Origin of the sequence: Leptolyngbya sp. AN02str, from assembly GCF_050565595.1 — a bacterium.
Lineage (GTDB): Bacteria > Cyanobacteriota > Cyanobacteriia > Elainellales > Elainellaceae > Kaiparowitsia.
Genome location: NZ_JBNXVR010000003.1, coordinates 45,324 through 62,218 on the forward strand (window position 1 = coordinate 45,324; position 16,895 = coordinate 62,218).

Here is a 16,895-nt window from a genome sequence, read left to right on the forward strand (position 1 = left end):
AACGAGGAACATTTCATGCGGTGTGCTATTACGAGTCGGGCGGGACAGGTGATTGCCTACGGTCGGCTGCTGATTCAGTCAACAGACGAGGGCCAACTTCGGCTCGATCTGCAAACCGATGGTGGACGCTATCTAGAAGGGGGCATCATCCCTCAGGATGGCGACCTCAGCGAAGCGAGCCAAAACCTGTTCCGTAAGTTCTTTGATGTGTGGGGGATGAGCGATCTCACCCTCACGATTACCATGCGCTAACCTTCTGCCACGAGGGCATCTAGCTCGCGCTGCATGCGATCGCGCACGAGCTCGTAGCAGGCGGTGACATAGGCATTGTCCCTTGCAGCCTCTGGGCCATAGTCCTCAAATTTAATCGGCTCGCACACTCGCGTCTTTAAAGGAACGGGTAGGGGAAGGTGGGGCAAGGGCCCAATCCCAACTCCCCATGGCAACCCCAGGTAAACGGGAAACACCACCGGGTCAATATCCAACAGCCAGGGCATTCCCCACTCGTGCAGTTGTTTCACAACCGGATAGAGATCGGCCAACACTAAAAATGTTTCGTGGGCTCCGGTCGAAATAACGGGCACGATGGGCACTTTTTCTCGCAGAGCAAGCTTGACAAAGGCGCGGTTCTCGTTGAGATAGACTGTGTGGCGCAGCGCATAGGGACGAAATACATCTTTGGCCCCACCGGGATACACCAGCACACTAGCCCCACTGCGCATAGCGGCGATCGCCATTTTAGGATGAGCCACCACGGCCCCAACGCGCACCCCCCAGTCTGCAAAAAATGGCGATCCCTTCCACACAGAGGGATGCATGAGCCCATACACAGGGCGCTCCACCCCAAACCGCCGGAACCAGTCGTACATCATCATAAACATGTCGGGAGCGGCCAAGCCGCCATTGTGGGAGCCCACAAACATCACAGTTTCGTAAGCCGGAACATGATGCCACCCGCTGGTTTGTACCCGAAAGTAGTGCTCATAGAGCCAGCCCCAAACGGGCATAAAGGTTTGAATAAAAGCCGGATCGCGCCGATCTAGCGACCATCCTGGCGGTGCAGTACTCTTTAGATTTTTCGACATCGCGGCATCTTATCAATTTCTGATGGCTGAGAGCAATGACTCTTGCGTGATATTGGGAATGCGAAAAGCCTAGTTGTCTTTGCTTCATGGCCGATAGTGGGAAGCGCTCAAACCTAGTGGCATGGTATAAATGTAAAGGTTTTTGAAGCGCTCTCATTTGAGTTTTGGCTCTGCTGGCGCTCGTAACCAAAACGCCTGAAAAATCATCACAAGTACAAAGCCAGTGCCCTGCTGCGTGTATTCGTGACCCAGCAGGGGTTTTTTATGCGTTTTTAGTCCTCTCTTTGCACGGAGAACCCATCTCGTACATGACTGCTACCTCTGATTCGATTTTGCCCAAGGCAACGCGATCGCCCATTGCCGAGCTTCAACTCAAAGATGTCATCAAAACCCTTCCCAAAGAATGTTTTGAAAAAAATCGTCGCAAGGCCTGGTCGTCTGTTGCGCTCAGTGTTGCCGCTGCCATCGTAGGATACGGGGCGATCGCCACACTGCCCTGGTACCTGCTGCCCATCGCCTGGTTTTTTACTGGAACCGTTCTCACGGGTTGGTTTGTAATTGCCCACGACTGCGGCCATCGCTCCTTTGCTAAGCGCCGTTGGGTGAATGATCTAGTGGGTCACATCATGATGCTGCCGCTCATTTACCCCTTCCACTGCTGGCGCATCCTGCACGATCATCATCATCGGCACACCAACAAACTCGATATCGACAACGCCTGGGACCCTTGGACGGTGGATGGATATGTCGGTCGGCATCCCATCATTCGCGCTTTCTACAAAGCCATTCGCGGTCGGGTTTGGTGGATTGGCTCCATCGCTCACTGGGGCCTCATGCACTTTGACCTCAACCAATTTCATCCGCGCGATCGCGCCAAAGCCAAGCTCTCGATCACGGTGGTTGCTGTCTTTGCTGCTATCTTTTTCCCCACCCTCATTGCCACGACAGGGCTATGGGGCCTCGTCAAATTTTGGCTCATGCCCTGGCTGGTGTATCACTTCTGGATGAGCACCTTCACCGTTGTGCACCACACCATTCCCGAAATTCAGTTTCGCCCTGCTGCAGAATGGAGCGCCGCCGAAGCCCAACTCGCCGGAACGGTGCACTGCACCTATCCCAAATGGGTGGAAATCCTATGCCACGACATCAACGTGCATGTTCCCCACCACGTTTCTGTGGCTATCCCCTCCTACAACCTGCGCCTTGCCCACCGTAGCCTTTCTCAAATCTGGGGACCCCACATCCTCACCCGCAAATTTAACTGGGCGCTGATGAAAGAGATTGGCGATCGCTGCCATCTCTATCATCCAGAGCAGGCATACCAGACCTTTCGGGATGCTGGATTTTAGGAGGGTCTAGGAGTTAGGGGGAAGAGGGGAGTCGGGAGTCGGGAGTGGGGAGTCGGAAAGACTAGACGGTTCGGATGGGTCGGGCCGATACCCCAATCCGCGCCCCTTTGCGACTTCACCCCAGCCCTAACCCGGTGGGCGGATTGGCATGGAGCTGTCAACCCCTTGCGGGGGGGCTGGGGGAGTGAGTCCCCCAGAGAGCGGGGGAACGGGGGGAAGGCCCCCGAGCAGTGTTTCCGCCGAAGCCAATACCTCAAAAAAACAAAGCGATCGCTCTGGATGTGAGCGATCGCTTTTTGCTAAATATCAACAGGTCTAGCACTCCAAAGACATTTGCTTGCCATTCACCGACTCCACCCGATCCATCCGAATCACCTGTTCATTTTCCAACTTCAAATAATCTGCCCCATCCTTCGCATACACATCCACAATCAACCCACTCACCTCTGCCTTCGCATCAGTATCATCTCGATAAACAATGTGAGCTTCTTGCTTCAACGTGGCGATCGCCTCCACCTCATCATGAAAATCACAGCTCACCGGAGTGTAGTCATTCATCACCAAATCCTCCATAAACAAATCGAGACCTAGTTCTTTTTGACAGCCTTGCGCCAAATCAAAACTCGTCTCACATGCAAAATCGATAGGACCTACGTACTTCATCCGAAAAACCAGGGAGTTGGATGATGTTTGGAGCGCTAAGCACCCCCAAACATCATCCAACTGCGTAAGTCCTGATAGATAAAAGGCTTGGAAACTTCGTAGGGAAAAGCTCCCAAGCCATCTTGTTGTATCTACAGAGCAACTGCACGATACCCTCATAATAAAGAGCTTGGCCCCACGACAGATCTATCCATAGAGACAAACCAGCGTGCCACACCTGGACATCACACCTAGACATCACATCTGGATCTCACCCCTGCGCGATCGCTCTACATTTGCGGAATTTCCAGCTCAAACAGCTCGCCAATTTTGGTATACAGCACCGGGCCACCCAACCGCATCACCGGCCTCATCTGCCTCGTATCCACCAATCCCTGCTCCGGCAAATACAGCTCCTCTTGAATGTGGAATCGCACCACTCGTCCCAGCACCATCACATTGGTTGCGCCCTCTACCGGAATAATTTGCGTCACTTTGCACTCCATCGCCACCGGAGCCTGTGCCACCCGCGGCGGAGCCACATCCACCGATGACGCTGCCTCAACTTGTACCGCCTCAAACTCGCTCGTGCCATAGGGCCAATCTGCCGCCGACTTGACCATCGCTTCTGCAGTAGTCTCATTCACCACATTGCACACAAACTCGCCCGTCTCCCGCACATTCCGCAGTGTGTCTTTTTCTCTGGGCTCTTTCCGCCGATACGACAGGGAAAACAGGATCACCGGAGGAAACCCCGCCACCGCATTAAAAAACGAATAGGGAGCCAGATTGGGCACACCCTCGCTGCTGATGCTGGAAACCCAAGCAATGGGCCGTGGTGCCACGACACTTGTGAGCAAACGATACGGAGCTGGATCGGGCATTTCATCGGGTACAAGCGAAATCATTGGCATAGTCGAGATGTACTCTTAGTTTGTTGGGTACAGCATACTGGCTCCGCCTTGGCGAAAGGAGTCATTGCAGCTGTTGTTTCGCAACTGGGAAAATTCATGTCTCGATATATTTTGGCGTTGGATCAGGGCACCACAAGTTCGAGGGCGATAGCCTTCGACCTGGCAGGCAACATTTGTGCGATCGCCCAAAAAGAATTCACCCAACACTTTCCCCAGCCCGGTTGGGTCGAGCATGACCCCAACGAAATTTGGTCTTCTCAAATTGGTGTTGTCAACGAGGCTCTTGCTCGCCTTGGCATTCATGCCAGCGACCTAGCCGCCATTGGGATTACCAACCAGCGCGAAACCACCATCCTGTGGGATCGAACGACCGGGCAACCCCTGCACCATGCGATCGTGTGGCAAGATCGCCGGACCGCACCCGATGCCGAGCCCCTTCAAGCGGCAGGCCACACATCCTTATTTCAATCCAAAACCGGGCTCGTCATTGATGCCTACTTCAGCGCCACCAAGCTCAAGTGGTTGCTGGATCATGTGCCCGATGCCCGCGCCAAAGCCAATCGTGGCGAACTCGCCTTTGGCACCGTCGATACCTGGCTGATCTGGAAGCTAACCGAAGGCGCGTTGCACGTGACTGATCACTCCAATGCTTCGCGCACCCTGCTCTACAACATTCACACCCATGATTGGGATGATGAGTTGCTAGAGCTGTTGAATATTCCCCGCAGCCTATTGCCCCAAATTCGCAGCTCTTCCGAGGTGTATGGCTACACCGCCGCTGGATTGCTTGGCGCACAGGTGGCGATCGCCGGAATTGCCGGTGATCAACAAGCTGCTACCTTTGGCCAAGCCGCCCTCACCCGTGGCACGGTCAAAAACACCTACGGTACCGGCTGCTTCATCGTTATGAATACTGGAGACGCGCCCATGCCCTCAGCGCATCAACTGCTCACCACCGTTGCGTGGCAGCTCCAGGGCCATACCACCTACGCCCTGGAAGGCAGTGTATTCATTGCTGGAGCGGTGGTGCAATGGCTGCGCGATGGCCTGGGCATTATCAAAACCAGTGCCGATGTGGAAACACTGGCTAGCCAAGTGTCCGATAACGGGGGTGTCTACTTTGTTCCAGCCTTCGTTGGTCTGGGTGCGCCCCATTGGGATAGCCACGCCCGCGGCACGATTGTGGGCCTGACTCGCGGTTCCACGGCTGCTCACATTGCCCGTGCCGCCTTAGAAAGCATCGCCTACCAAACCGCAGACGTAATCGATGCCATGCGTCAAGATTCTGGCCTACCCCTGCCTGAGCTACGAGTTGATGGTGGCGCAGCCCGCAACGATTTGTTGATGCAGTTTCAGGCGGATATTTTGGGTGTACCCGTGGTGCGTCCCCAAGTTACTGAAACAACTGCCCTCGGAGCTGCATATCTGGCAGGCTTGGCTATAGGCTACTGGCACAGTACGGATGAAATTGCCCAACAATGGCAGTGCGATCGCCGTTTTGAACCCACCATGAGCGCCGACCAACGAGCCTCGCTCAGAAGTGCATGGCAAGGGGCGATCGCCCAAGCCCGACTTCAATAATACAGCTGATAAGTGCGGAGGGCTGGATCGCTCTCCGCACTAGGGTTTTGAGATCTGACATTGGGATCTTACACAACCTGAATTTTGGATAAGCTGAATCGCCCAATTTTGTATGCGCGTCGCGCACGCAAGATAGAGCTTTTCTGAGGGTTGCGCGTCGCGCAACCCTCAGAAAAGCTCTTAACCAAAACTGACGTTTACAAACGTTCCCAAGCGGTGATCACATTTTGCAGAGAAGGTGGCAAATCATCCTGTACCAAATCAATGTATTCCACTTGAGAGCCCATTCCTTCAAATACCGTGGTCGGATAGTCTGCAAACGCAGCATCGGTGATGTAGCGCATCCGATTTAGATTGGGGAAGCGTTGGGCTTCTAGCAATTGCTGAAACTCTGCCACCTCCTCTAGAGAAATGCGCCGCTCGGTAACCTCGCCTGTGGGCATGTTGAGCCGCAGCGTTTGAGTACGCAAAATGCCGCTTGCCATCAGAACTTTTTCGGTACGGAAGCCACCAATACCACCCGACACAGACGAGCGGAAAATGATCGGTTCCGTGATCGGGCTGGGGTCGATATTGTTGCCTTCGGGAATGAACGTGGTCATGAATCGGTTATGGCGAACGCTAGCGATCGCATTCTGCACCACCTGATCACCATTTTGGTTGATGTGATATACCCAGTTCTGGTTGCTATCCGTAACGATGATGCGATAGCCGAAAATGGCAATCATGGTGCACGCTTGGTCGGGTTCATATATCCCCATGCATCCATCCCACGTGGCCCGCTGCGTTTCGGTAATGCGGAGCCTGCCAGCCGGAACCCCAACTTGGCTGGCAATCGTTTGCAAAACACGGGTTTGCACATTGGTCGGTAAGCTCATAGGGACTTCGGGTTCTGAGCCAATCAACTCTGGGCGAATATTGCGGCCTGTGCGATCGCTGCGATAGACCCAGTTTTGCTGATCATTCGTAAACTCGATGCGATAGCCTTCCACCATCGTTGCGATGCAACTTTCCGCAGGGCCACCCAAGCCCAGGCACCCATCCGTCCAGGTGTTGCGGGTGGCACTCACCACCCGCAGATCTCGCCGCGATATATTTTCACGCTGCATCAGATCGCGCTGTATGCGCCGAATCACCATGCGAGGCACGCGAGTTGTAGCTTGGGGGCGAACGGATTGCTCCAGCTCAATGGGAACAGGGCGTGGCTGTGGCATTGCCATGGATTGTTCTGCAACAGCTCCAACTACCAGCACACTCAACACGGCCAGTGACCAACGTTTGGCCGAATTAAAGCGAGAACCAGATTGAGACATCATTCGAGACGTGAGGCGAGTCATACTCCAAAACACCAAATCTTTTCAGTGGTTGATGTTTTTACCTTAGCCAGCCAGTTCTGCTGCAATTTGCTGGTTACACAATCGGTTACAGGAAGAGGGGGAGTTAGGGGTTAGGGGTTGGAGAGGGAGTCGGGAATCGGGAGCGGGAGTGGGGAGTGCTAGATGGGGGCACTTCTCCTTTACAATCCCTACAGTACATTTCGACCGAACCCGTGTATGAGTATTGAATGGACCGCTGATGCAGAAGCAAAGTTAAAGGAGATTCCATTTTTTGTGCGGCCCGCAGCGCGAAAGAAAATTGAGAAGCTGGCTCAAGAGATGGGTGTAACTTCGATTACGGTTGAAGTCTATGACCAGGCAAAGCAACAGTTTGGATCAAAGTAAGGTACCGTAACGTTTTGCCGAGGTAGGTCGCTAGGGTGAGGCATCTGTGCCGTAAGATCGGGGTTTATCGACCCTTCTTCTCACTCGTTTTTAACGGCGATCGCCCATGCTTTGCGACTACCTACAACTCATCCTCACCGCAAAAGTTTACGACGTGGCGCAAGAAACCCCGCTCGACTTTGCGCCAAACCTATCGGCTCGCCTCAATAACCGACTGCTGCTCAAGCGCGAAGATATGCAGTCGGTGTTTTCGTTTAAGCTGCGAGGGGCTTATAACAAAATGGCCAAGCTGCCGCCTGATCTGTTGAAGCAGGGGGTGATTGCGGCCTCGGCTGGCAACCACGCGCAGGGGGTAGCACTGGGCGCTAAGCAATTGGGCACGACTGCCATTATTGTCATGCCCGTGACCACGCCCCAGGTCAAGGTGGATGCAGTGCGATCGCGCGGTGGCCAAGTCGTGCTGCATGGCGAAACCTTTGACGAAGCCTATGCCCATGCCCGCCAACTCGAAGTGGAAAAGGGGCTGACATTTATCCACCCGTTTGATGACCCGGATGTGATTGCCGGACAGGGCACCATTGGTATGGAAATTTTGCGGCAATGCCAGCAGCCGATTCACGCAATTTTTGTGGCGATTGGTGGCGGTGGGCTGATTTCGGGTATCGCAGCCTATGTCAAGCGCATTCGCCCCGAAATCAAAATCATTGGGGTGGAACCTGTGGATTCCGATGCGATGTACCAATCTCTGAAGGTGGGACGGCGGATCAAATTGCCACAGGTGGGCCTGTTTGCCGATGGTGTCGCGGTGCGCGAAGTGGGGCAGGAAACATTTTGGCTGTGCCAACAGTATGTGGATGACATCATTTTGGTGGATACGGATGATACCTGTGCCGCCATTAAGGATGTGTTTGAAGACACGCGCTCTATTGTGGAACCCGCCGGGGCGTTGGCGATCGCCGGAGCCAAGGCGTATGTAGAACGGGAGGGTATCCGCGATGAAACATTGGTGGCCGTGGCTTGCGGTGCCAATATGAACTTTGATCGGTTGCGGTTTGTGGCCGAGCGTGCAGAACTGGGCGAACGGCGAGAAGCAATTTTTGCCGTTACCATTCCCGAAGAACCGGGCAGTCTACGCCGCTTTTGCGAGTGCATTGGCAAACGAAATCTCACAGAGTTTAACTACCGCATTGCCGATGAGCGCGAGGCCCACATTTTTGTTGGAGTGCAAATTCGCGATCGCGCCGATGCCAACACAATTGTGTCCACCTTCGAGGGTTGCGGTTTCAAAACCCTTGACCTGACAGATGATGAGCTAACCAAGCTCCACCTGCGCCATATGGTGGGTGGGCGATCGCCCCTAGCGCACAACGAACTCCTCTATCGCTTCGAGTTTCCTGAACGGCCTGGTGCGTTAATGAAGTTTGTCACCTCTATGAGTCCCAACTGGAACATTAGTCTGTTCCACTACCGTAACAACGGGTCTGATTATGGCCGGATTGTTGTGGGTATGCAGGTTCCACCAGATGAAATGAATGAGTGGCAAGCATTTTTGAATACGCTTGGCTACCGCTACTGGGACGAAAACCAAAATCCTGCTTACAAACTATTCCTCAGCTAGGCTCACGGTTGAATGTGGCGCGATCGCCAGGTTGAGCAGGACCGGACAAATCCTTTATTGAGAACTCTTGCTGAACAAGGGTTCTCAATAAGCCTCATCAATTCGAACGTCTAGCTTTAATCGTGTTGAATTACGCCTGTAAAAATGGGCTTTTTTGAAGTTGGTGCCGCGCACAAACTTCAAAAAAGCCCTTAACTGAACTGATGGGTATAGGACTTGCACAGTTCATCCGAAAAACCAGGGGATTGAATAATGTTTGGGGCGCTTAGCACCCCAAACATTATTCAACTGCGTAAGCCATTCAACTGCGTAAGCTCTAGTGTGAAAAGGTTCACCATACAGGAGGTCTAGGATTCGCCGAGTTCTAGGATTCGCCAGATGAACTGGGGGTTCTAGATTGGCTTACACTTCGGCTGTGGGGTTTTGGGTTCGCTGCTCAATCTCTTTGAGAGTATCTAGCACAAGCCGCTTGGCTTGGAGCTTCCAACCGCGCTGCTGAATTTTGATGGCGGCAAATCCACCAAGTGCGGTTGCCAGAAAATCCACGGGTTGCATGAATGAAATGCCCAACAGCAACCCTAATCCGGCGATGCCCCAAAACGGCAGTGCTGCCGTTTGGCGCTGGGTTTCGATCACTTTGCTGAGCGGATCGGTGGGCATTTCGGCTTCTAGCGTGGCCTTAATCTGCTCCTGTTCAACTCTGGATACGGACAGTCCAATTTTCTGCCGTAGTTTCTCAATTTTGCGGGCATTGGTGCTGTATTGGGTCAGCTCGTCCTCCGCCATCAAAATTAGCCGTTCCATTTGTCCCATGCGTCTCTCTCTTCTGGTCTTACTCAATTCGGTAGGACAAGTGATTGTGAACAGCCTTGCTCTTCAAGGGCCTTCATCATCACTTCCTGGGTTTGGGGTCCGTGTGCTGTGTTCCCTCAATACGGCGCGATCGCTGAAGTCGCATAAGCGCACTAGGGACTATCTTAAGTCTTTGCTGGGTGGAACACGGCGCGATCGCCTGGTAACCCTAACGAATAGAGGCTATCGATGGTGATCACGGTGCAGATTCACCAAATAGCTCATCGGCTCGTTGGCGAATCGCCATTAAGTTCGTCGCCAAATTTTGCTTCATTCGGCGCTCAATCAGCCCAATGGGCATCGTGCGAGGTGGCAGCACGTTGAGCATGTAGCGCAGCTCGGTCATACGACCATCCCCAATCGGCTGCAACTGCCACGCTCCAAAAAAGGATTTGAAATCGCCTTCCACCATCTTGAAGTCAATCTCATGGGGAAACTTTTCCACCATATCTAGCACCACGCGGGCGCAAAATTTAATGCGCATGAGTGATTCTGTGCCGATTTGCTCTAGCCGAACGCGGCCCTCTTCTTGCAGCAAACAGCGGCTTGTCGCCAAGTTGGGAATGAAATCGGCTAAATGCTCATAATCTGTCAAAATTTGCCAAATTTGGTCAGCTGAATACGGCATACGAATCGTGGCGGAAATTTGGCGCTGCCGACCCTCTGCGGCCTCTGTGACCACATGAATATCATCAGACACCGCATCGACTGCTAGCTCATTCTGTGAGATGTCTACTAAGTCATGTGCTTCTACGTTCAACGTGTCGTTTCCGTACGCTCCGGCAAAGTCTGAAGAGGAACCCATATCACACCCACTCCTCGGCACAGGTTATCGTCCAATTGGTATACAGCAAGGCTCGTGCAGTCAGCAGAACAAACGAGGTTAAGACCGTATCTGCTAGCCTGCGCGAGACAGTGGATACCTGAACTCTAGGCTGCATCAACCCTATAAAAAGTAGCATGATGCCTAGTCGCCTAATGCAACAGCTCGGGCGACTGGGGTAGAGAAAGTGTAAATCGTGTCTCCCACGATTGGCTACCTTCGATAGGCTGACTAGCTGCGGCGATCGCTCCACTTAAGTGAGCCGTCAAACCCTTCACCAGTGCCAGCCCGAGTCCAATTCCGGGAATGGCTTTGCGAATGGCCTCACTACCTCGCCGAAACTTCTCAAAAATCTCAGATTGTTCTTCTGGTAGGATACCCACTCCAGTGTTGGAAAACGAAATTTCGATATGAGGTGTTGGCTGATGGGCCGAAAGTTGAGCATCCAGAATAATGCAGCTACCAGGATCACTGTATTTCGTTGCGTTTTCCAATAGCTCTGTCAAAATGCGGTGCAGACTATCGGAATCCGTTCGAATCAGCAGTGGCCGGCTCGACATGTCGTAATCCAGAGATAGCTGCTTTTGCTCTAGCGTTTCCACCCACGATTGTTGAAAATCGCGCAGGACATAGCGCAAATCGAGCTGCTGCACATCTAATGGAGCATCATCGGCCTCCAGCTTTTGAATGGCTAGCAAATTATTAATTAACTGGGTTTCGTGATTGCATTGCTGATCGAGGATGCTCAGATAGCGATCGCGCTGTTCTGGACTGAGCGATTCTTCCCGCAGCATCCGGATCGCCAGCTTCATGCTGGTAAGTGGCGTTAACAGCTCGTGGCTAACCGTACTTAATAATTCCTCTTGCAGGCGATTCATGCGCCGCAACTGCTCCACCTGCTGGCGGGTGCGTTCATACAGCTTGGCCTGTACATCCAAGCTATGGCGTAGCTGCGACGTGCGCTCATCCACCAACGATTGCACCTGGCGCAAGGTCCGAGTTTGAATGATAGCTGTGCTAATTTGCGCGGCCATTAGCTGCACAAAGGCAATTTCTTCGGGTTGCCACTGGCGATCGCGCCGATGCTGCACCACCAAACAGCCCAAGTTCACCCCTTGATTTTCCAAAGGCATGGCAAGCATGGTGGGCATGGTCGATAGGTCAAAGATCGGCGCAACAGGTTCGTCGTGCAGGGTGGCGACCCAGTCCGCATTGGCTGGAGCAGGGAGCACAAGCGGATCATGCTCAAGGGTGAGCAACTGTCGGCACATGGCGCAATCTGCAACCTGAATGCTGAGCTTTAGCCCTAGGGTTGGCTTTGCGGCCTCGTCACTCAAGCTCACCCCATCTAGTGACTCTGCGCTAGGCGAGGGGTAGAGCGATTCCACAACCACTCTGGCTTTGGGCAGCTTGATGGATGGTTGACCCTTTAAGCGCGGATCGCCGTACTTGAGCGATAGCACCATGCCGCGACTGACCTGGAGTGTGTGAACCAGCCCTTCTAACACGAGGGTGTAAATGCTTTCGAGGTCATGGTGGCTGCGAATGGCGGCGGTCACCTGGTTCAACAAGGCTTGGTACTGGGCCTGTTGCTGAACTTGATAGCTGAGGTGAAATTGAGCAATGGCGATCGCCGTTTGGTTGGCCAATGTTTGAAAGAGCTGTAGCTCCAGTTCTGTCCATGCATAGGGCTGTGGCTTGGTGACCAACAGCAGGCCATTATGCCGACCTTGGCACTGCGTTTTACACAGCAAAGCTGCACCGGTAAGCGCATCTGCCTGGGGAGAGGCCGCAGCGGCTGTGTGGGAGGAATGAAGCGACTTGGGTGCGGCGATCGCCAACGTTGAGAGATCGGCAATATCCACTAGCGATCGCTCCCTCACCTGTTGCTGCACGGTGTCTAGCTCTAACAGCTGCTTTAAAGCGTGGGGCGTGCCCGGTTTTGTCGTGGTCACTCCGGCTGGAGCAGCCCAATGAATAATTTGCTGAATCTCGTTCTCTGAATTAAGGACCGCAACAGCACATTGGTTGGCCAACAAAATTTGGCCTGCGGTGGACAATAGCTCGGCGATCGCGGCAGATGGCGTATTGCTGTGCAGCAAAATGCTAGTCAAATCCTGCTCTAGCTGCTGAACAATCGTGCTTTGCCCAAGCTGAAACTGTGCTACCGAAGACTGGCAGAGTAGAGAGAGCGATTTCTCATCCGTCATCATCACCGTCATCTACCTCTTGAAGAAATCGCAGAGCGTATCCATAAGAAAACCGTCGCGAAAGCCGCAACCGTGGATGCAAATGCCCGCGCTGGATATATCAACATCCCGCCCATGCGACATACATCTTGATGTCGACTCTCTAGCGTTGGGCTCACAACGTTTTGCAACTGCTGAACCGACTTCACCTGATAGCTGCTGGCTCGGTCAAGCAGCGAAATGGCACCGAAACACACCTGAAAATTCTGCGTATTGACCCTGAAATTAAGCGGACTTAGCGTAAGCTCGAACCATTGCTTCATTCGCCTCCTGCTTAAACTCACTTAAACTCAATGGCCAAACTGTCTGTGGCAAAAGATATCAACAGCTTGACCCTAGGTTACACGCTTCTTTTCGATTCGATATCCGTGAATTCCCCACGATTTGTACCAGCTTCATCGATTTTCAATGTCAGAAATTCGTAACACCGCTGGCTTGCTGCATCAAAACCGTAGTATTTCCAAGATTTGCGATAGGATTCATTAGTACTAGTGCTGTGTAATCGATTGATGCGGTGTATGGTACGTGGAATCGCCCCTTGAGGTGCTGTGGTTCCGATGTTAAATTGCGCCCTCAAGCGTGGTTTTTGGTTAGTACTGGTTGGTTTGGCTGCCACTCTTCATCTTCCCTCCTGCTTGCACTATGACTGCTATGCCATCTGCTTTATCTGCGCTACATACAATTGGTACGGTGAAGGGGCCGGGCGACGACGGCAACCAATATGTGTTCATTACGGTGGACAATCGCTACGTCAAAATTGGCGAATTTGTTTATTACGAAATTACTGGAACCACCCAGTTTGAGCCGTCGCTGCAAATTTTGGGGAAAATTTCGGCTCTTCGTCTGATCGATCATTTGCCCGATCGCATGTTTGCCGATACTGAAATTAGCCCTGAGGCGATCGCAGCTTTGGTTGGCTTTACGCTACCCAATCCCGAAATTTATGAAGTCACCGTGGATGTGATTGGCTACTTTGATCCGGTGATGAAGGGGTTCATCAACCCTCGGCGATCGCCCATTCCGGGAACGCGAGTGCACCTGGCGAGCGATGATTCCCTGCGCTGGATCATCAACAAAAAGCAGAAGCAAGAGATGGGTTCCGCCCACATTGGCTCACTACTGCTGCGGGAAAAGGGTTCGGTGCCTGTGGTGATTGATGTCAAAGAGTTGGTCAGTACCCACATGGCCATTTTGGCCGGAACGGGCTCGGGTAAATCCTACACGGCGGGGGTACTGGTTGAGGAGCTGCTTGCGCCTTATAACCGGGCGGCTGTGCTGATTCTTGACCCGCATGGGGAGTACACCACTTTAGAGGATATGCGAGGGTTGCCTGCATTTGCCGATGAGGATGGCTACGCTCCTGAAGTGAAAATCCTAACGCCCGAAGAGATTCGCATCCGGATGTCATCACTGGATTACTATGATGTGCTGACGCTGCTGCCCCAAATGAGCGATCGCCAGCAGTCCATCCTCAACAAGGCATTTACGATTCTGCATCGCCACAAAAAGGGTGATTACCGCTGGAGCATAAATGACTTGATCTCGGCGGTGTATGAGTGCGATCGCACCCAAGATGACGAAGGCAACGAAAAAACTGGAACCTCTGCTCCCGCTTTGGAGTGGAAACTGGAGCGCTTGGCGCGATCGCCCTACTTTCACACCTCTGATCACCTCGCTCCCAAAGACCTGTTTCAGCCGGGGCAGGTGACCGTGCTGCAAATGAACGAGATTAGCCAGGAAGAGCAGCAGGTGATTTGTGCAGCAATTTTGCGGCAGGCCAACCAGGCCCGCATGAATACGCTGAAGCAGCACATTGGCCCTGAGGACGAAAACTATTTGCCCTATCCCGTGTTTATTTTGATTGAGGAGGCGCATCGATTTGCGCCAGCCCACGAGCCATCGCGCTGCAAAATGATTCTGCGCACCATTCTGAGCGAAGGGCGTAAGTTTGGTTTGGGGGTGGGCCTGATTACCCAGCGCCCTGGCAAGCTCGACTCGGATGTGCTATCGCAATGCATGAGCCAGTTCATCATGCGGATTGTGAACCCGGTTGACCAGGACAGCTTGAAGTATGGGGTAGAAGCCGCTGGCCGGGATCTGCTGAAGGAATTACCTGCCCTTACTAAGGGGCAGGTCATCATTGCTGGAGCCTGTGTGAATACTCCGGTGCTATGCCAGGTGCGGCAGCGCATCACCAAGCATGGTGGCGAAACGCTCGATGCGCCTGCTCTGTGGTTGCAGCACTTTCAGCCGCACCAAGTCCGCGCCCGCCAGCTAGAACAAGCGCCACCCGTCAGTCGGGCCAAGCCCAAGACTGTGCGGGGAGTCAGCATTGACTAACGCAGGGGGTTCACTGGCACTTCAAGCTGCGCGATCGCCCTTCGCTAACAAATCTGCCAGCGGTTGGGATGGTGCCGTTTGTGGGGAAGTGGTTGAATTGGAAAAGCGCAGAATGCCCGTGATATGGCGATCGCCATGCGGTATCGACGATGATTGGGCGATCGCACGAGGCCATCGCTTAGGAACGAGGCGATCGAGAGGTGGAAAATGAGGCGTAGTAAGAAGATTGATCGATCGATCGAGCTCGACCCAAACCTGGCATAAATGTCATTAACGTCAGCCAAAGCAGCAAAGCGCCAACTTCAAACATAGAATTTGATGTGAGGGTTAAAAGTGAAATTAAACGTGGCAAGCGATGCAAAAAATGCAGATGCTGCAGGAACGAGAAACCGTGAATGAAATGTGAATGAAATTTGATGATATTTAACTTTTAACACGAACTCTCATCAAAACATCTCCCTAAATGCGTAGTTCCACGGAATCAGCCATGCTGGGTGTTACCTAAGTTGTCGAAGCGCGTTCGCGTTCGCTAGCGTAGTCAGTAGACGGCCAAAGTAAAAGACCAAAACAGAAATCTTGAGCAGATCCCTCTTTGGTGGGTAGGCGACGACGTTGCGATGGCGCTATGGTTTGCCATTGAGTGCCCGACTGCAAGAGATGCCCGATTCCGTTCCTAGGCTGCATAACTGCAATTTCATGGCTGCCAGCCAGCAGGAGGCTCACCATAGCCAAACCTCATTTACGCCGATCTCAAAACGTTGCAGGCGACTTTTATGTAGATGAGTCGTGTATTGATTGCGACACCTGCCGCTGGATGGCCCCTGAGATATTTTATCGGGCCGGTGACCAGTCGGCTGTGCATCACCAACCCCAATCTTCTACAGAACGGCTGTCTGCGCTGCAGGCTTTGCTGGCTTGCCCAACCGCCTCGATTGGTACGGTGGAGAAGCCCACCGATATTCGGGCCGCCCAGCAGAGTTTTCCCTTGGCGATCGCCAACTCGGTCTTTCATTGTGGCTATCATTCCGAGGCGTCGTTTGGAGCAGCTAGCTATCTGATTCAACGCCCCGAAGGTAATGTATTGGTTGACTCTCCCCGCTTTACGCCACCCTTGGTCAAACGGTTGGAAGAGATGGGCGGCATCTCGTTGATGTATCTCACCCACCGCGACGATGTGGCCGATCACCAAAAATTTCACGACCACTTTGGCTGCGATCGCGTGCTTCATGCCGACGAAATTAACTCCAGCACCCGCAACGTAGAGCATCAAATTCAGGGGCACAATTCGGTGCCGCTAGCCGACGATCTGCTCGTGATTCCAGTCCCTGGCCACACCAAGGGACACACGGTATTGCTGTATCGCAATTGCATGTTATTTACGGGCGACCACTTAGCATGGTCGTCCTCGCTTCAGCACCTGTATGCCTTTCGTGGTGCGTGTTGGTATTCCTGGAGCGAACTCATCACCTCTATGGAAAAGCTGGCCAATTATTCGTTTGAGTGGGTATTGCCTGGGCATGGAAAGCGCTTTCACAGCGATCGCCACACGATGCAAACGCAAATGCAGCAGTGCATTGCCTGGATGCGTCAGGTGGCTTAAGGCGAGGTAAGAACTGGCACATCCTCAAACAGCGAAACCCTGGTTCATTGCAAAAATGTTTGGAGTGAGCAAACTCATCCATGACTCTTCATTCCATAATGAAAAGCTGACTAGGACTCAC

At 53.0% G+C, this 16,895-nt stretch carries 17 protein-coding genes; 9 read left to right on the top strand and 8 right to left on the bottom strand.

Going from position 1 to position 16,895, the window contains the following annotated elements; genetic code table 11:
- The first annotated feature begins 15 nt into the window (after positions 1-15).
- Complete coding sequence (locus tag ACQ4M4_RS03115; protein WP_430682998.1) at positions 16-252, top strand: hypothetical protein; 237 nt, start codon at positions 16-18, stop codon at positions 250-252.
- Here the strand turns inward: ACQ4M4_RS03115 and ACQ4M4_RS03120 are convergent.
- Positions 249-1,085: a lysophospholipid acyltransferase family protein gene (locus ACQ4M4_RS03120; protein WP_430682999.1), complete on the bottom strand. Its 837-nt coding sequence runs from the start codon at positions 1,083-1,085 to the stop codon at positions 249-251. The two genes, ACQ4M4_RS03115 and ACQ4M4_RS03120, sit on opposite strands and share 4 nt — an antisense overlap.
- Before the next feature lie 308 nt (positions 1,086-1,393).
- Here ACQ4M4_RS03120 and ACQ4M4_RS03125 point away from each other — a divergent pair, with 308 nt between their 5' ends.
- Positions 1,394-2,434: a fatty acid desaturase gene (locus ACQ4M4_RS03125; protein WP_430683000.1), complete on the top strand. Its 1,041-nt coding sequence runs from the start codon at positions 1,394-1,396 to the stop codon at positions 2,432-2,434.
- 315 nt (positions 2,435-2,749) lie between these two features.
- Here ACQ4M4_RS03125 and ACQ4M4_RS03130 read toward each other — a convergent pair whose 3' ends face one another.
- Both ACQ4M4_RS03130 and ACQ4M4_RS03135 read right to left on the bottom strand, forming a co-directional pair.
- Positions 2,750-3,097 (bottom strand): hypothetical protein, encoded by a 348-nt coding sequence (locus ACQ4M4_RS03130; RefSeq protein WP_430683001.1) that lies wholly within the window; start codon positions 3,095-3,097, stop codon positions 2,750-2,752.
- 269 nt (positions 3,098-3,366) lie between these two features.
- Complete coding sequence (locus ACQ4M4_RS03135; RefSeq protein WP_430683002.1) at positions 3,367-3,984, bottom strand: flavin reductase family protein; 618 nt, start codon at positions 3,982-3,984, stop codon at positions 3,367-3,369.
- A 102-nt stretch (positions 3,985-4,086) separates the two neighbouring features.
- On the opposite strand from ACQ4M4_RS03135, the gene glpK reads away from it, so the two are divergent.
- A complete protein-coding gene (glpK, locus tag ACQ4M4_RS03140; protein ID WP_430683003.1) occupies positions 4,087-5,571 on the top strand; it encodes a glycerol kinase GlpK in 1,485 nt (494 codons plus the stop codon).
- Positions 5,572-5,768: 197 nt separating this feature from the next.
- Here the strand turns inward: glpK and ACQ4M4_RS03145 are convergent, their stop codons facing one another.
- Positions 5,769-6,908, bottom strand: a complete 1,140-nt coding sequence (locus tag ACQ4M4_RS03145) for a hypothetical protein (protein WP_430683004.1) — start codon at positions 6,906-6,908, stop codon at positions 5,769-5,771.
- A gap of 216 nt (positions 6,909-7,124) precedes the next feature.
- Here ACQ4M4_RS03145 and ACQ4M4_RS03150 point away from each other — a divergent pair, with 216 nt between their 5' ends.
- Entirely contained in the window at positions 7,125-7,292 is a 168-nt protein-coding gene (locus ACQ4M4_RS03150; RefSeq protein WP_430683005.1) for a PCP reductase family protein, read from the top strand.
- A 106-nt stretch (positions 7,293-7,398) separates the two neighbouring features.
- Entirely contained in the window at positions 7,399-8,910 is a 1,512-nt protein-coding gene (ilvA, locus tag ACQ4M4_RS03155) for a threonine ammonia-lyase, biosynthetic (RefSeq protein WP_430683006.1), read from the top strand.
- A 402-nt stretch (positions 8,911-9,312) separates the two neighbouring features.
- Here the strand turns inward: ilvA and ACQ4M4_RS03160 are convergent, their stop codons facing one another.
- A complete protein-coding gene (locus ACQ4M4_RS03160; protein ID WP_430683007.1) occupies positions 9,313-9,723 on the bottom strand; it encodes a hypothetical protein in 411 nt (136 codons plus the stop codon).
- Here ACQ4M4_RS03160 and ACQ4M4_RS03165 point away from each other — a divergent pair.
- Positions 9,722-9,958 carry a hypothetical protein gene (locus ACQ4M4_RS03165; protein ID WP_430683008.1) on the top strand — a complete coding sequence of 79 codons (237 nt, stop codon included), beginning with the start codon at positions 9,722-9,724 and terminating at the stop codon, positions 9,956-9,958. The two genes, ACQ4M4_RS03160 and ACQ4M4_RS03165, sit on opposite strands and share 2 nt — an antisense overlap.
- Here the strand turns inward: ACQ4M4_RS03165 and ACQ4M4_RS03170 are convergent, their stop codons facing one another.
- The 3 genes from ACQ4M4_RS03170 to ACQ4M4_RS03180 are packed head-to-tail and all read right to left on the bottom strand — an operon-like array spanning position 9,959 to position 12,798.
- The gene (locus tag ACQ4M4_RS03170) at positions 9,959-10,567 is read right to left on the bottom strand and encodes an SRPBCC family protein (RefSeq protein ID WP_430683009.1); all 609 of its coding nucleotides are present in this window, start codon (positions 10,565-10,567) and stop codon (positions 9,959-9,961) included.
- A gap of 1 nt (position 10,568) precedes the next feature.
- Positions 10,569-10,724, bottom strand: coding sequence for a hypothetical protein (locus ACQ4M4_RS03175; RefSeq protein WP_430683010.1), 156 nt, complete (start codon positions 10,722-10,724; stop codon positions 10,569-10,571).
- Between the two features lie 13 nt (positions 10,725-10,737).
- Positions 10,738-12,798, bottom strand: coding sequence for a GAF domain-containing protein (locus ACQ4M4_RS03180; protein WP_430683011.1), 2,061 nt, complete (start codon positions 12,796-12,798; stop codon positions 10,738-10,740).
- 678 nt (positions 12,799-13,476) lie between these two features.
- Here ACQ4M4_RS03180 and ACQ4M4_RS03185 point away from each other — a divergent pair.
- The 3 genes from ACQ4M4_RS03185 to ACQ4M4_RS03195 all read left to right on the top strand — a co-directional run bounded on the left by ACQ4M4_RS03185 (position 13,477) and on the right by ACQ4M4_RS03195 (position 16,774).
- Entirely contained in the window at positions 13,477-15,174 is a 1,698-nt protein-coding gene (locus ACQ4M4_RS03185) for an ATP-binding protein (RefSeq protein WP_430683012.1), read from the top strand.
- Positions 15,167-15,385, top strand: a complete 219-nt coding sequence (locus ACQ4M4_RS03190) for a hypothetical protein (protein ID WP_430683013.1) — start codon at positions 15,167-15,169, stop codon at positions 15,383-15,385. The genes ACQ4M4_RS03185 and ACQ4M4_RS03190 overlap by 8 nt, the downstream gene beginning before the upstream one ends.
- 513 nt (positions 15,386-15,898) lie before the next feature.
- On the top strand, positions 15,899-16,774 hold the full coding sequence (locus ACQ4M4_RS03195; RefSeq protein WP_430683212.1) for an MBL fold metallo-hydrolase: 876 nt from the start codon (positions 15,899-15,901) through the stop codon (positions 16,772-16,774).
- Positions 16,775-16,895 lie beyond the last annotated feature (121 nt).